General features: G+C 35.1%; 12 protein-coding genes and 1 pseudogene. 5 read left to right on the forward strand and 8 right to left on the reverse strand.

Annotation, left to right across the window (positions count from 1 at the left end; genetic code table 11):
* Positions 1-911 precede the first annotated feature (911 nt).
* On the forward strand, positions 912-1,736 hold the full coding sequence (locus tag B9N79_RS23035) for an STAS domain-containing protein (protein WP_085119010.1): 825 nt from the start codon (positions 912-914) through the stop codon (positions 1,734-1,736).
* Between the two features lie 544 nt (positions 1,737-2,280).
* Positions 2,281-4,383: a TIM-barrel domain-containing protein gene (locus tag B9N79_RS23040; protein WP_085119012.1), complete on the forward strand. Its 2,103-nt coding sequence runs from the start codon at positions 2,281-2,283 to the stop codon at positions 4,381-4,383.
* Between the two features lie 183 nt (positions 4,384-4,566).
* Here the strand turns inward: B9N79_RS23040 and B9N79_RS23045 are convergent, their stop codons facing one another.
* Genes B9N79_RS23045 through B9N79_RS23070 form a run of 6 tightly spaced genes read right to left on the reverse strand, consistent with a single transcriptional unit; the run spans position 4,567 to position 10,639 of the window.
* Positions 4,567-5,388, reverse strand: a complete 822-nt coding sequence (locus tag B9N79_RS23045; RefSeq protein ID WP_085119014.1) for an SDR family oxidoreductase — start codon at positions 5,386-5,388, stop codon at positions 4,567-4,569.
* Positions 5,388-6,419, reverse strand: coding sequence for a mannonate dehydratase (gene uxuA / locus B9N79_RS23050; protein ID WP_085119016.1), 1,032 nt, complete (start codon positions 6,417-6,419; stop codon positions 5,388-5,390). Before uxuA ends, B9N79_RS23045 begins: the two co-directional genes overlap by 1 nt.
* Positions 6,419-7,828: a glucuronate isomerase gene (uxaC, locus tag B9N79_RS23055; protein ID WP_085119019.1), complete on the reverse strand. Its 1,410-nt coding sequence runs from the start codon at positions 7,826-7,828 to the stop codon at positions 6,419-6,421. The genes uxuA and uxaC overlap by 1 nt, the downstream gene beginning before the upstream one ends.
* A gap of 27 nt (positions 7,829-7,855) precedes the next feature.
* Positions 7,856-9,151, reverse strand: coding sequence for a TRAP transporter large permease (locus B9N79_RS23060; RefSeq protein WP_085119021.1), 1,296 nt, complete (start codon positions 9,149-9,151; stop codon positions 7,856-7,858).
* On the reverse strand, positions 9,148-9,639 hold the full coding sequence (locus tag B9N79_RS23065; RefSeq protein ID WP_085119024.1) for a TRAP transporter small permease: 492 nt from the start codon (positions 9,637-9,639) through the stop codon (positions 9,148-9,150). The genes B9N79_RS23060 and B9N79_RS23065 overlap by 4 nt, the downstream gene beginning before the upstream one ends.
* A complete protein-coding gene (locus B9N79_RS23070; protein ID WP_085119027.1) occupies positions 9,632-10,639 on the reverse strand; it encodes a TRAP transporter substrate-binding protein in 1,008 nt (335 codons plus the stop codon). The genes B9N79_RS23065 and B9N79_RS23070 overlap by 8 nt, the downstream gene beginning before the upstream one ends.
* 208 nt (positions 10,640-10,847) lie before the next feature.
* On the opposite strand from B9N79_RS23070, the gene B9N79_RS23075 reads away from it, so the two are divergent.
* Positions 10,848-11,795, forward strand: coding sequence for a LacI family DNA-binding transcriptional regulator (locus B9N79_RS23075; RefSeq protein WP_040060069.1), 948 nt, complete (start codon positions 10,848-10,850; stop codon positions 11,793-11,795).
* A 430-nt stretch (positions 11,796-12,225) separates the two neighbouring features.
* On the opposite strand, the gene B9N79_RS23080 is transcribed toward B9N79_RS23075, so the two are convergent.
* Positions 12,226-13,461, reverse strand: coding sequence for a Bcr/CflA family multidrug efflux MFS transporter (locus B9N79_RS23080; protein ID WP_085119029.1), 1,236 nt, complete (start codon positions 13,459-13,461; stop codon positions 12,226-12,228).
* 293 nt (positions 13,462-13,754) lie between these two features.
* Here B9N79_RS23080 and B9N79_RS27025 point away from each other — a divergent pair.
* Both B9N79_RS27025 and pbp4b read left to right on the forward strand, forming a co-directional pair.
* A pseudogene (locus B9N79_RS27025) lies at positions 13,755-13,877 on the forward strand (IS6 family transposase); the annotation flags it as partial.
* Between the two features lie 371 nt (positions 13,878-14,248).
* On the forward strand, positions 14,249-15,610 hold the full coding sequence (gene pbp4b, locus B9N79_RS23090) for a penicillin binding protein PBP4B (protein ID WP_085119139.1): 1,362 nt from the start codon (positions 14,249-14,251) through the stop codon (positions 15,608-15,610).
* 232 nt (positions 15,611-15,842) lie between these two features.
* Here pbp4b and B9N79_RS23095 read toward each other — a convergent pair whose 3' ends face one another.
* The gene (locus B9N79_RS23095) at positions 15,843-16,745 is read right to left on the reverse strand and encodes an AraC family transcriptional regulator (RefSeq protein WP_085119035.1); all 903 of its coding nucleotides are present in this window, start codon (positions 16,743-16,745) and stop codon (positions 15,843-15,845) included.
* Positions 16,746-16,921: the final 176 nt, after the last annotated feature.

Raw genomic sequence — 16,921 nt, forward strand, 5'->3', positions numbered from 1 at the left:
CGGATAAAAAGAAGGCTTGAGCCGTATGACGGGAAATCTGTCACGTACGGTTCTTAGGGGGGCGGGCGCTCGTGAGAGTGCCTGCCTACCCGACTAAACTAATTTCATCTACTATATATCAGAAAGAAGACCCCCTTAAAGGTCTTCTTTTTGGTCAAGATTTAAAGCTCTATATAATGCATCAGAAGCCGTCTCTACATCATAATATGAGAAAACATTTCTATCAGCAAATGTAGTAACTTGAAAAGCGCTAGATTCTTTGCAATAACACAATTCTATTAAACCAGGGATAGTATGTATAATCGTGCAGTCTTCATATTCAATCAGATTATGAAGCATTTTTTTGAGTTCGGTTATGCTCATTCATACATACATTCTTTCTCATTATAAGGAAACCTTAGGTACAAAGGAACCAAATAATGTAATTTATTCTCGCCTTATCATACTAGATGATAAAAAAATACCTTTAAGGTAGATCTGTCATATTTATTTCTTATAATCAACATTTTGTAAACTAATTAATATTAAACTTCATATGTTAAAAAAAGATCCTTGCTTATCCTCAGTAAAGATCTTTTGAATAGGAAAAATATGTTATTAGTATAATGATTTTGTGGTAAATCTGTAAGAGTGTACATCTAAAATAGAGTTCGATTATTTAAAGTAATGATAATTTGTAATGATGTTTGATTAAAAATCTTGTTTGTCAGGCCTCTTTCTCCAATAGGAGCATATTAGAATTAGCAGCATTTTATATACTCGAGTTATAATACCGAATTAGAGAAGTATGGTAGGTTATTCTAACTCCCTTAAAATAGTTGCCATATAGTCTATCTTAATTATATTATAAAAATAAGATTCTTTATTATAGTTCATAAGTTGGATGATTTATTCTGAAAGGAGTATGTTGAATGGAGAATGGCAGACTTGAGATTCACGATATGATTCATTACGTTGAGGATAAAAGAGAAGATTTTCAACAGAAGTTGTTATCAGAAGCCGTAAATGTGGCAGAGGTTATTCACGATATTCTAAGGCAAGGTAATATTGATCTCTTAAAGAATGCTGAAAAATTAGTGGTTTATATCTTGGAGAACAACCACCAAGATATTGTTGAATTTGCTAAACAGGAAGGTGTTGCCTGGGCTCAGCATTCCCTTACTTTAGCTTTTAAGCTGGAATGGGTTCAGGCGATAAGAAGATCATTGTGGAAAACCATTTATGAATACCAATCCGAATTCAACTTACCTAGTATTAGGGAGGATTTTTTTGAGTTAGAGAAACAAATTAATAATAACATTGATCAGTTTCTCAATACCTTTTTCCTAAGCTATTCGGATTTTAAAGACCAATTAATCTATAGACAAAGAAAAGACGTAGAACATCTATCTGTACCGATTATCCCAATTAGTCCTACTGTTGCAATTCTTCCTTTAATAGGAAATATTGATTCGTATCGAATGGACATCATTGAAGAAAAGGTACTAATGGATATTGCAAAGACCCGAATTCAGACGTTAATTATGGATTTATCAGGTATTACTGATATGGATGAGATCGTTATCGATCATTTCCATAAAGTACTAGAGGGAATTAGTATGATGGGATGTGAAACGGTTATTACCGGGTTGAGACCAGAACTGGTGAGAGAGATGATTCACCTTGGCATTAATTTCAATCAAAAAGCCATCACAAAAGGAACACTACAGCAATCTTTAAAGGACTACTTACTGTAACATTGAATCATTTACTATGAATTTAAAATAAGAGTTACAATATTGATAAAAAAATTGTGACATTAAAAAATGACATACAATGCTTTGTTTCAAATAAAATTGGATGTCAGGTATAGTCTAAAAATAGAAAAACCTACTGAGTTTTGAACAGTAGGTTTTTTCATTACACATCAGCTTTTAAGAATGATAATTTACTTATCTCGAGTAGTTTGCTCAAAAGGCAAAATAATATCTGTTTATCTTCAAGAGATATACAAAGTATCATGCTCTATAAAAGAAAGGGGGGCCTTTCCTTTCAAAAAAGGCATGAAGGTTAAGGGTCCCCTGAACAAGTTTTCCTTTTTTAGACTGATAGTAACAATATGTCCGCGATTTAAGGATTACTTGCAATTTTCTTGAATTTTTTACACTAGAAGTTAATTGTCAGATAAAAACTCACTACAAAATATTCATTTTAAAATATTCCTATATTAATTCTTTATTTTTCATCGATATTATGTCATATTTATAATAACAACGTTGTTATTAGTATGGGAGTGATAAAATGAGTGTTTTTCAAGTAATTGAACATAAACATAATCAAATTGTTTTATATGATAATGTAGATCGTATTTATTGCAATATTCGGGTACTAGAACCATATATAATTAATATAAGCATGAACGAACAAAAGGAAATTAATTTCCCAACTTGGACAGTTACTCCTGGAGATACGCCCTTGCCTTTTGAAGGTATTTCACGTCAAGATATGTCACCATTCTCCTGTCCGAATTATACGTTTACTGAAACGGAAGATACGCTAGAGATATGTACATCTCAAATTAAATTAGTTATTCAGAAAGAAGATTTTTACCTTTCCTGGTTTCAAAAGGATAAAACAGAAGAATATGTGGAAGTACTTACTGACCGCCGTACACAAAGTTACAAACATCACATTAGTCCAAATCATCCAACATGTCACTATTTACAACGACATGAAAATGAGATGTATTTTGGTTTGGGGGAAAAAACAGGGGTTGCTAATAGACACGGAAGGCGCTTTCGTATGAAGAATATTGATGCTATGGGTTATAATGCTGAAGCAACGGATCCCTTGTATAAACATATCCCTTTTTATATCACCTATAAACCTGATGTAGACCAAGCGATTGGTATATTCTACGATGACTATCAAGATTCGGTATTTGATTTTGGTCAAGAATTAGATAATTATCATGGTCACTATCGTTATTATGAAACGAAAAGTAGTTTTCTAGATTATTATGTAATTGCTGGACCTAAAGTGAAAAATGTCACCCAAAGATTCAGTTGGCTAACAGGGCGACCAACTATGATGCCTCAATGGAGTCTATCTTATTCTGGTTCCACCATGCAGTATACGGATGAACCAAATTCCCATAAAAGAATGAAACATTTTCTATCACAATGCCAAACACATCAAATATCTGTACGCTCATTCCACTTGTCATCTGGTTACACATCTATTGAGGATAAGCGTTATGTGTTTAATTGGAATTATGATAAGTTTCCTGATCCTAAAGCATTTGGAAAATCTTTCACAGCTCGGGGTGTTGAAATAGTTGCTAACATTAAACCCTCACTTATGCTTAATCATCCACTTTTGCATGAAGTTTTAGCATTTGATGGATTCGTCAAAGATGAACATGGTGAACCTTTGCTTATTCAATTCTGGGATGATAAAGGATACTATTTAGACTTTACTAACCCAAACACAATAACGTGGTGGCAGGATAAGATAAAGACTACGCTTCTTGATAACCATATTAATTGTACATGGAACGATAATAATGAATTTGAAATTTGGGATGATGAAGCTCAAGTTTATGGATTTGGTCAGGGAGGCAAATTTAATCAATACAAAGCAATCATGCCATTACTTATGATGAAAGCGTCAAGAGAAATTCAAATGAATTATCATCAAGATAACATGCCTTATGTTATTAGTCGCTCCGGATGTGCTGGTATGGGTAAATATGTGCAAACATGGACTGGAGATAACCATACAAGCTGGCATACATTAAAGTTTAATAATAAGATGGCCATAGGATTAAGTTTATCAGGTGTTTTCAATTTCGGGCATGATATAGGTGGTTTTTCTGGACCAAAACCAGCTCCAGAGTTATTTCTAAGATGGGTTCAATGTGGGGTATTTTATCCACGATTTTCTATTCATTCGTGGAATAGTGATGGTTCGGTTAATGAAGCTTGGATGCACCCTGAAGTTATAGACGAAGTGAAGAGTGCTATGCATTTCCATGAGCGATTAACTCCCTATTTACAAGAGCTTGTAGAATATTCCCATTCTCATTTTGAACCAATTATTAGACCGACATTTTATGACTTTTATAATGATCAGAACACGTATCTTGATACCGATGATTTTATGTTAGGAAATAAAATACTTGTTTGTCCTATTGTTGAACAAGGTCAAACAGAAAGAAACGTTTATTTACCTAAAAATGAAGAAGGATGGGTAAATTATCATACCAATGAATCCTATAAAGGTGGCCAGACTATTACAGTACCGACAACGCTTGAACACATTCCATTATTCATTAGAAAGTCTTCCTCCATACCAATGTATAACCATGAGTTGACGGAAGTGAAAAGCTATTATTTCGAATAAGATGTAATTCCAAGTGGGAAAATTCAATAGACGGACTAGTTTATTCATGATAAAAAAATCAAGCCATTTTTTAGGTGTATGCCTAAAAATGGCTTGATTTTCATTAATTAATAACACAGTTCTTGGAGAGAAAAATGCCTGTCCTCAAATGTCTTATACAAGACTATTGAGGACAGGCATTTTTTATACTCCTGAATACGATGAAAATCCACCATCAACTGGGACAATAACCCCTGTTACAAAACGACTGGCGTTACTATCAAGCAACCAAAATAACGTACCAATTAACTCTTCTGGATTACCAAAACGTTTCATAGGTGTTTGACTTAAAATTTTATGGGCACGTTCAGAATAAGAACCATCTTTATCTCTTAATAATTCTTTATTTTGGGAAGTCTCAAAAAAACCTGGTGCAATAGCATTCACACGTACTTTTCCCTCAAAATAAGTACTTAACCATTGGGTGAAGTTACTAATTGCAGCTTTTGCTCCACTATATGCTGGAATCTTAGTAAGTGGTTGAAATGCATTCATGGAAGAAATATTAATAATGGTATTGCCTTCACCTTCCGTTAAATCTTCACCAAATACTTGGGTTGGTAAGAAACTCCCTGTATAATTCAGTTTAAGGACATGTTCAACGCCTTCTTCACTTAAATCAAAGAAGCTCTTTTCAGATTGCCGATTAAAGTGCTCATCCATTGTCGTAGCGTCAGGGTGATTACCACCTGCGCAGTTAATTAATGCATTTACTTTACCAAATTGCTGATTGAATTTCTGTTTTGATTCTATTAATGATATTTTATCTAACACATCTGCTGTTAAAGCAACTGTCTGGTTATTATTAGGGTCTATATCAGCGATAACATCCTCTAACTTCTCTATGTTTCGCCCTATTAACCCCACATTTGCACCTGCATGAACTAGGGCTTTGACAAATGTTTTGCCAATAACACCACTTGCACCAGTTATAACAACATTTAAACCATTAAATTGCTGTTCCATTATTTATCTACCCCTTCAATTAGTCCATTGATATACGTGGCGCCTAAGGCTCTATCATATAGACCATATCCAGCCTTGCCTGTTTCTCCCCAAATCATACGACCATGATCAGGGCGAATGGTACCTTTGTAATTAATATCTTTCAGTGCTTTAATTACTTCTTTCATATCAACAGAACCCTCTTTGGATAAATGTCCAGTTTCTACAAATGAATGATTGCCAAGACGTTTAATATTGCGCATGTGAACAAAGTGAATATGATCTCCAAATGTTCGAATCATTTCGGGTAAATTGTTCTCTTCTAAGCAACCAAGTGAACCTGTACAAAAACAAATCCCGTTATTCTTCACATTATTTATGTTTAAAAGTTTCTCGTAACTTTCTTTTGTTTTAATTATTCTCGGAATTCCAAAGATTGACCAAGGTGGATCATCTGGATGAATAGTAAGATTAATATCACACTCTACTGCAACTGGCAGGACCTCATTTAAAAAATAAGTAAGGTTATCCCATAAATCATCATCTGTCATTGTCCGGTATTTTCGAATTAAAGAAGACATTTCCGTTTTTGTATAACTTTCATCCCAGCCTGGTAGATGGAGATTCGTTGTAATAGGATCAAGATTTTTCACCACATCATTATCATACATAAGTGTTTCCGACCCATCTTCTAACACGTAATTAAGATCGGTACGCGTCCAATCAAATACAGGCATAAAGTTGTAGCAAACGGTTTTGATTCCCACTTCTCCTAAATTCTTTAAAGATTCCTTGTAATTTTCTATTAATTGATCGCGACTTCCTTCGCCCAGTTTAATAGATTCATGGACTGGTAAACTTTCAATAACTGATAATGAAAGCCCTTCCTTTTCGACTGATGATTTTAGATCAGCAATTCTTTCCTTTGGCCAAATATCCCCCACAGGTACATCATAAATGGCGGAAACGATATGCTTCATATCGGGGATTTGTTTAATATTCTGTAGTTTCACCGGATCATTATCTCCATACCATCTAAATGATAATTTCATTATTTTACCTCCTCAATATTCTCAATATTAAATAACCTTACAGCATTGTTAAAACAAATATCTTTCAATATTCCAGTCAGCAATTCCTGATTATCTTCGATTTCACCGTCTTCTACTAATTTTCCAAGCAGTTGGCATAGAATTCTTCGAAAGTATTCATGACGTGAATAGGAAAGTAGACTTCTAGAATCAGTTAACATTCCAACAAATTGAGATAATAAACCCACATTTGCATAATCAATTAGATGTTGTTTCATTCCCTCTTTTGTATCGTTGTACCACCATGCAGCGCCTAGTTGAACTTTCACCTTGTTTGACGTAAAGTTTCCTGCTGTTGCTTGAACCATCAAATGATCATTAGCATTGTTTGGATAAATAATAGTATCGCTTAATGCATCGTTGACATTTAAATGATCCAATAATGCATTTAATTCTTTTGCATTAAGTGGATCACCTATACTATCAAAGCCAGCATCCTTTCCAATATTAGTGAGTTGAATAGAATTATTATTTCGTAAAGGTCCAAGATGTAACTGTATTACCCATCCATGTTTCTTATACGCTTTGGATAGTTCCGTTAATATATAACCAGATAGTAATTTTAGCGATTGGCTGTCTAGAGATTCTCCAAGCTTTAATGAGCTAAAATAAGATTCAGCTTTTTCTTTTTCCAGTCCAGTTAAGATTAACTCGGAAAAACTTTGATCCGAACTTCTTGCACCATGATGATGGAAATACTCAATTCTTATGAGCAATGCATTTATATAATCATCTAGTGTTTGGATTCTTTGATTAGTCGCGTTATTTAACTTTTCGATGGACGTATGAATTGTCTTCTCGTTAAGAGTGAGATATGAATCGGGTCTAAAAGTTGGATGGACCGAGACATTAAATGTTGAATCTTCCTTTATAAGTTGATGGTATTTCAAATTGTCACATGGATCATCAGTGGTACAAATGACTTTTACATTACTTCGTTCAATTAATTGACGCGGTGAATAGGATGATTCCTGTAATTTAGCATTTAAATAGTTATATAGTTTCTCTGGAGTGGTATGTTGAACAGGCTCATAATAGTTAAAATATCTAGCTAGTTCCAAGTAACACCAATGATACATAGGATTCATAATTGTCTTGGGTAACATGTCCATGAAAGCTTTAAACTTTTCATAATCATCGCCATTACCAGTAATTAATGATTCATCAATGCCATACGCGCGCATTAATCGCCACTTATAATGGTCATGGCTAAGCCATAATTTTGTTATATTACTGAAGTTTTTATCTTCATATATCTCTTTCGGGCTTAAATGGCAATGGAAATCATAAATAGGTACATTTTGTATTGTTTGATACAAATGTTTAGATTTAGCCGTTGTAAGTAAAAAATTATCTTTGATTAACTCCATATAATCACTCCCTAGTTGGTTTATTCATTAAATCCCAAATAATTCTGGTAAAAACAATGACAATTGTGGAATAAATGTAATAATCAGTAACATAACGATTAGGACAACAAAATACGGAACGAGCGTACGAATGACATTTTCAATTCTCACATTCGCTACACTAGCACCTACGAATAATGCACTACCTACTGGTGGTGTGATATTACCCAGGCATAGATTAAATGCAATTACAATACCGAAGTGCACAGGGTCTAAACCGATGGCTTCTGAAATTGGTAAGAAAATGGGTGTGAATATTAAAACTGCAGGTGTAATATCCATAAACGTACCAACCACTAATAAAATAAGGTTCATTAATAATAAGAGTAAGATAGGATTATCCGTTAATGATAAGATTCCATTTGAGATAGCTTCTGGTAAGCCTGTAAAACTCATAACTAATGAAAACAGGGCAGAGGCTGTAATTAATAACAATATCATTCCTGTAATTTCAACAGTTTCCTTTAAGATGTTTGGTATATCTTTTAATTTTAAACTCTTATAGAAGAGTGATAGTATCATGGCATATAATACAGCTACCGCAGCACCTTCAGTTGCAGTAAAGACTCCTGCTACAATACCACCCATTACGATAACAATTAGTAATAAGCTTGGAATTGCGTTAATAATTAAAAAAATTCTATCTCCCCAAGAAATGCGTTCCGAAATGGGATATCCTTCTTTCTTAGCCAGAACATATGCAACACCCATACATGCCAATCCCCATAAGATTCCTGGAATATAACCTGCCATAAATAATGCAGCAATAGAGGTACCACCACTGACTAATGAATAAACAATCAATAATGAGCTTGGTGGTATTAATAATCCTGCTGGGGCAGAAGAGATATTGGCTGCAGCTGAATAACTCTTTTTATAACCTTGAGTTACTTGCAAGGGTGTCATAATCCTCCCCATAGCAGCAGCTGCTGCTACACTTGAACCTGAAATAGAGCCAAATAACATATTGCCAACGATATTTGTATGAGCTAATGAACCAGGCATTCTCCCCACCAGTACCTTTGCAAAGTTTACGAGTCTAAATGCGATTCCACCATTATTCATTAATATGCCTGCTAAGACGAATAGGGGAATGGAGAGCATTGTAAAGTTATCAATACCTGTTACCATACGCTGTGCTGCAGTAATAATAGTGACATCAAATGGTAGGATTAAAAACAATGTACAAATGGCACTAATGATAATGGATATAGCTATCGGGATACCTAAAGCAAGTAAAATGAAAAAAGAAATAAATAAGACGAAACCAGCGATGATAGTCATAATACTTCACTTCCATTCTCTGACCGTGTTATATCACTTGTAGTTAAACTATGAATGGCATAAAATGCAACAAATACTCCTGAAACAGGAAGTGCTCCATACATTGTTGCCATGGATATACCCGTTGCAGGGGCTACTTGGGAAAGTGTTAAATTAACAACTTGTATCCCTCCCCCTATCATGAGAACAATGGCAATAATTAATAGAATAATATTTGACAATATTTCAATCATTCGCTGTGTTTTCTTGTGAAATTTCTCTCGAATAAAGAGAATAGCAATATGCTTTTTTTGACCAAAAACATAGGCTGCACTAGTTAAGGAAAACCATATTAATAACATCCGTATGATTTCTTCGCTTACCGTACTTGGTGTATTTAATACATACCTTGCTATAACTTGCCAAATAGATAGGATAGCCATAACGGTTAACAATATACCGGTAACTATAAGAAGAAGCTTATCGATTAAATTTTTTATTTTACTCATTTTTCTCCACCTCCTTTATTAGTTCGTATTGCTCCTTCGTTTCTTTGTTATTTTTAAATTGTTCTTGCAAAGGCTTTACAGCTTTCAAAAACGAGGCTTTATTAACTTCATGAAATTCCACATCCATATCTTCCTTAGCTGTTTCAATCGCTTTTCTTACTTGTTTATCCCATCGCTTTTCATGTAAGACGGTAGATTCTTCTGCTGCCTCTTTTAGCCACTTCTTTTCTTGATTAGTTAATTGATCATAAGCATCTTTATTCATGATTAAGATATCCGGAACCATCGCATGTTCTGTATAGAAATAATGTTTTGCAACTTCCCCATGTTTATTATCTGTTAAGGCGGTTTCATTATTTTCAGCTGCGTCAATAATTCCTGATTGCAGAGCTGTATATACTTCGCTAAAAGACATTGGCGTAGGGGTACCACCGAGGGCATCAATCATCTGAACACTTGTCTTACTTGGCTGAACTCGTGTTTTTAATCCTTTCATATCAGCGTTTGTTTTGATGATACGATCTTTTGTATACATGTTTCTTACACCGGCGTCATAGTAAGTAACACCTATAAATCCGTTATCTTCCGTTGTATTAAAAAACGCTTTTTGGATTTCTGGTTTTTTCATAATAGCTCGATAACTTTTTTGCGATTCAAAAAGATAAGGCATGCTAAATAATGAATAGGATTCTGAGAAACTTTCCAAAGCACTGGCAGATACTTTTGTAAATTGAATTGCATTGGTTTGTGTCATTTCAATTACTTCACGTTCACTACCTAGTTGTCCATTTGCATAAATTTTTAGTTTGAGTCTCCCATTAGACTTTTTCTCTAAACGTTCTTTAAAATCTACTAACGATTTATGCACTGGATGGTTTGTCGGTTGATTATGTGCGAGGACTAATTCTTTTGTTCCTTCTGCTGTTCCATTTGCTTTAGAGTTAGAACAACCAGCTAAGATTATTAAAACGCTTACAATAAGTATTAGAAATTTCCCCATCCTCTCTCCCCCTTTATCATTAAGCTTTTCTACATATCTACACCAATCCATATCGTCAAAAATAATACTTTCATTAGTCCATTAATTCCCTCCTTAAGGAAAATAACAACGTTGTTATTTTTGTGTGCAATTTTTTCATTACATCTATATATTATGATATAATTATCATAATAATAAATCAATAGAGATTTATCAAGGAGTAAAAACGATGGCAGTAACATTAAAAGATATCGCACGCGAATGTGGTGTGAGCTATTCAACGGTAAGTAAGGCTTTAAAAGATTCCCCACTGGTTACCGAAGCAACAAAGAGAATAATTAAAGAAAAAGCCGAGGAAATGAATTATATACCTAACAATTCAGCCAGATCCCTAGTTTCCAATCGAAGTAATACCATCGGATTAATTTGGCCGGCTGTAGACAGAGTGGCAATAACAACCCTAGCCTCTCAGATTAATCAGGCATTAAAAAAAGAGGGCTATTTTATGGTAATTTCTATTGAAGACCCTATAACTGCAGCACAAAAATTTTTGGAATTACGATTTGATGGAGTTATCATTTTCGATGAAGGTGAACATACGACATTACCAACAAAGATTACTAAGAACATACCAGTAGTTGCTTATGGAGTCGAAAGAGAATTAGACTATCCAACAATCAATGTCAATCACGATTTAGCAATGAAACAAGCCATTGACGCACTAATTAACCAAGGATACCAACAAATTGATTATATTGGTGATATTCACACCAATGATATGAGACAAATTGTTAAAAAAGACACCTTTATAAGTCATTGTCAAGAAAGAAATATATCCTATCGTATGATTCATTCCGGAGGGTTATCAGAAGAGGGTGCTAGTCGAGCTATAAAAGCTTTCTTAGTTAATAATAAACTTAATGGAGGGATTATTTGTGGTAGCTATGATATCACAAGGGGACTTCTTCATAATCTGAAAGACAATGTAAATGCACATACCATTTTTTCTTATGATAATATTGATCAATTTAAATCAATTGATACCCCAATTTATTCTGTTGGTGTACCATCTCACATCATTGCACAAAACCTTGTTGATGTACTATTAAATGCGATTAAAACCAATCAGGTTAACCGTTCAATTATACAATTGAAACCCAAAATAAGCTATCGATGAAAAATAAGAAGTGGAAAAAGCACAAACCTGTTGAGTGACAACGAGTTTGTGCTTTTTCATTTAGGTATACTTTTACGGGCGTTTTATATCCCTTATTTTTCTCATAATGTAGATTTAAAATAAAGTATGATAAACTTTTGTATTGATTTTTCCTGTTGACCTTATAATACAAAAGGGCCAGTTTGTGAAGTATATGTCCCTTTTCTTATTCAACGAATTGGCTTTAGTGCACAAAAGAAAACAATAAAAGAGCTTAAAATACGCAAACTTGTATGCAATAGTTGTATAGTTTGGCTCATTTTAGTTATAGAAACAATGCATCAAAACGAAAACAGCCCCAAGTGATGACTCATCACTTGGGGCGTGTTGTTAATAACGTTAATGTTTTTTTCTTCTTACATGTCAACTGTCCAATTGACTTAAATCCACATTATAGCCTAGAACCTTGTTCAGCATCATTGGGCCTCCGCATCCTAACCGAACGCTTTCGAACTAAAATAAAATAGGAAAGAAATGCCAACAAGCTAGCACCAAAGATCGTAATGCCCATTGGAACACCGGTATACGATCCCGCTATTCCAACAAGAGGGGATGATAGCGATCCGAGTACAAATGGCAATAAGCCTAATAATGCGGAGGCGCTGCCTGCAATATGTCCTTGTGATTCAATGGCTAATGCAAAGGACGTAGTACCAATAATACTGATTGATGAGACAAAAAAGAAAATCGGGATCGCCACGGCAATTAATGGAGCTTTTAAAAGAAGAGCGATGAGTAGGATTGCTCCTGCTGCCATAGAAATTCCCAGTCCTATCTTTAAAAATGTCCGCTCCGAAATGCGATCGGCCAAGCGTCCAACCAACTGACTTCCAATAATCAAGCCTAAACCATTAACTCCAAAGAGTAGACTGAACTGTTGCGGAGAAACATGATAAATATTTTGATAGACAAATGGAACACCAGATACATAAGCAAATATTCCAGCTGTCGTGAATCCTTGTGTGAATGCGTATCCCATGAATTCCCGTTCCTTGAATAAGGATCCAAAATTGCTCATGAGCTGTGGCAGATTACTAGGTACACGTTTTTCAGGTGGTAACGTTTCTGGTAGTTTTAGAGAAACCATGAAGATTAATATAGCTCCAATACAAGCTAAAACAATAAAAACTCCATTCCACTTGGTAAACGAAAGAATGGCTCCTCCAGCAATCGGTGCAACGATTGGGCCGAGATTACCGACTAATACAATTAAAGTAAAAAATTTGGTCAGTTCCTTTCCACTAAAAAGGTCCCTGACGACAGCTCTTGAAACCACAAGTCCGCCTGCTGCGGAAAATCCTTGGACAAAACGAGCCACAATAAGGAAATAGATATTCGGTGAAAACGAGCAAGTTAAAGAAGCTAATAAGTATAAACAAAGAAACAATTGTAAAGGTTTACGACGGCCTTTCACGTCACTCAATGGGCCAATAAATAATTGTCCTGCTCCCAATCCTAATAAGCATGCTGTCAAACTAATTTGTACGAGTGATGCCGTAGTATGAAAATCTTTTACGATTGTAGGGAAGGAAGGTAAATATGTATCAATTGTAAAAGGACCTAAGAGTCCAAGTGATCCCAAAAGTATCGCAAGTTGAATTCTTTTTTTTCCACTAAATGTATTCAATTTTTCCTCGCCTTTCTATATAGTTTGTATTTCATTTCACTACAGAAATGTAGGCTACAAGCTCCCATCCTACATTAAGCACAAAGGGACCAAAATGTAGATTTAATTCGATACCCGAAAATACATAGTTCTGATTATAACCTGTTATCATTTCCGGGTAAACAATTAAAAATGAAGCTTGCAGATGAAGGTTAAATATTTTGGCTCTGGTGCAAAATTGCAGCCGACTTGAAACTAATCTCTAAATTTTGGACATACTGATACTAGTATTCTAAAAGAAGGGCGTGATCAGTGTGGAAAAGCAAAACTTATTTATGTGGAAACACTATCAACCTAATATCATTTTGTTAACTGTCAGATGGTACCTAAGGTACAATTTAAGTTTCCTTGACTTGGTAGAAATGATGAAGAAACGTTTTATCAGGAAGCGTGTTCGTTCCACGTTAGGATTGAAGTCGTTTCGAAAAGCCACCTATATTTTGAATGGTATCGAAGCCATGAATACGGTTAAAAAGGATCAACCTCATCACGGGGAAAAGTTTGTTCAAAATGAGGCTGAATTCATTCATAAATTATTTTGAGTAGCTGCATCATCTTAAGTTTAACAGGATATTACCATTCTATGTTTCTATTGCATTATTTTCACACTAGAACCATAAATGGTATAGACGACTATATTTATAATTGATAAGATTATAATGTAAACGCATTCATAATTATTTAAAGTAAATTGATTGGTTGTTACATAAGTTATCAAAATACGATTTCGAGGGGGAAACGAAACATGATGAAAAAATGGACAAGCTGTGCACTAACTTCCGTTTTGGCTATCTCATTACTTGTACCTTCTGCTTCTTTTGCGGAGTCAAATGAAAAAACATCTCCTCAAGCACACGTTGAATATCCTACTTTAACAAAAGCAAAAAAGCCGGAGGAAGTCGGGTTTTCGTCTGAAAAACTTGAAAAAGTGGATCAGTTGATTGAAAAAGAAGTGGCCGCCGGCTTTCCTGGAGCAGCACTGATTGTCATAAAAGACGGTAAAATCGTGAAGAATGAAAGCTACGGTTATAAACAAAAGTTTGAGGGACATACACCACTTAATAAGTTTTTGAAAATGAAAAAGGACACCATGTTTGATATCGCATCAAATACTAAGATGTATGCAGCAAATTTTGCCCTTCAGAAACTTGTCAGCGAAGGGAAAATTGATTTAAATTCACGGGTACAAGAATATATTCCTGAATTTAAAGATGAACCGACAGACAAGATCAAAGGAAAGGATACTATACGTTTGGTCGACATTCTGCATCACAGTGCTGGTTTTCCGGCCGATCCCGCATATCATAATCCTGAAGTAGCCGGCGATCTATATTCCCAAGATCGTGAAACGACATTGAAAATGCTGACTAAAACACCGCTGGAATATAAACCGGGCACCAAAAACATATATAGCGATGTAGATTATATGCTTTTAGGGTATATAGTTGAAAAGGTCACCGAACAAAAACTTGATGATTATGTTGAAAATGCTATTTACAAACCTTTAGGTCTTAAGCACACTATGTTCAATCCTCTTCAAAAGGGTTTTAAACCAAAAGATTTTGCTGCAACTGAATTAATGGGGAATACGCGTGATGGTGTCATCAGCTTCCCGAATGTTCGGACATATACATTACAAGGTGAAGTACATGATGAAAAAGCATTTTATTCAATGGAAGGTGTTTCTGGACATGCCGGCTTATTCTCTACAACTAGTGATCTCGCTGTTCTTCTGCAAGTCATGCTGAATGGCGGCAGTTACGGTAATGAATCATTCTTTGAAAAAGAAACGATAGAAGAATTCGTAGCACCTTCCGAGATGAACTCAACATACGGTCTCGGCTGGAGATTAAACGGCGATGACAGCATGGACTGGATGTTCAGCAAATATGCAAGCGACAGTGCATATGGTCATACAGGCTGGACGGGAACGGTGACAATTATTGACCCTGAGCAGAACTTAGGAATCGTCCTGCTCACTAATAAAAAGCATTCGCCGCTTGTGAATCCTGCTGTAAATTCCAATCAATTTTTCGGTGATCTTTTCACAACAGGAAGCTACGGGAGTGTGGTCACAGCTGTTTATGAAGCTTTAGAATCAAATAAATAATAAGTGGATGTAGAGGATATCTTTCAATTTCTCGTCCATTTTATAGAAGTAAAGACTATAGGGCCAAAAAGTGGATATCTGGACCTATGCTTATCTTTTTATTGATTTACACTTTTCTTAAGCTATAGTTATTTGCAATCTATGTATATTATAGATAGATATAAAAAACTGTCCGTAAAAATATACCTTTTACGGACAAATTTCAATCTAGCATATTTTCTACTTGGTTTATTTAAACGTAATTCTCTTTTATTCGATTTATATCGTCTCTAGGTGGAAGACCAAACATGCGGGAATACTCTCGACTAAATTGCGGTTGACTTTCGTACCCCACCCTGAAGGCAACATCAGCTACATCTGATGAGTCAACTAATAACAAACGTCTAGCTTCCTGCAATCTCAATTGTTTTTGAAACTGAATAGGACTCATGGCCGTTACCAATTTAAAATGCCGATGAAGGGAAGCGACACTCATGTTTGCTATTTCCGCAAGCTCCTCTATTCGAAAAGATCTTTCATAGTTATGGATAATGTGCTCTATTATACTTCTAATTCGGACAGCATTGCTACCTTTCAATGCCATTTGTTCCAGAGCGTCTCTATTCGGACCCTGTAAAATCCAATACAGTATTTCCTTCTTGAATAAAGGCGCAAGTACTGGGATATGTTTTGGATTATCTAACAGACCTACTAACCTTACTACTGCGTCCAACAAAGATGGTGTTACTTCGCTTATAAACATAGCTCTTTTTGTATTTTTCTTCTGTGCTGTTTGAAGAGTAGTGTCGTTTAAAAGCTCTAAAATTTCTCCGGGGGTAAACTCAAGTTTAAAAGCCAAATAGGGAGAGTCTGTTGAAGCCTTGATAACTTGACCTGTTACTGGTAGGTCAACAGAGGCCACAATATATTTACCAGGGCAAAACCGAAAGAGTTCCTCTCCCAACCATACATCCTTCTCTCCTTGTAAGATGAGGCAAAAAGAAGGCTCATTAACCCTCGAGATAGGTTCAATAGTAATGGATTCACGGATGAGAAATAAAGATGGAATAGAGGTAGCGTGAACACTGTCCCGACCTGAGTATTGCTCAATAAGTTTGGAAATTTCATGTTGCTGTTTGTAGATGTCCTCAGACATATGTTATTCTCCTTTTCCTACATCTTCGACACATTCATTCTCCTTGACACTTATAAAGATAGAAAGAGTATTGAGAGAATTAGGCAAAAACTTGATACTTATAGGTTAAAGGTTTCTTTATTATCTATGAGATAATAGGTGAAGATAAATTGAATTGAAACTAAAAACGCTAATAA

This window comes from Priestia filamentosa (genome assembly GCF_900177535.1).
GTDB lineage: Bacteria > Bacillota > Bacilli > Bacillales > Bacillaceae_H > Bacillus_I > Bacillus_I filamentosa.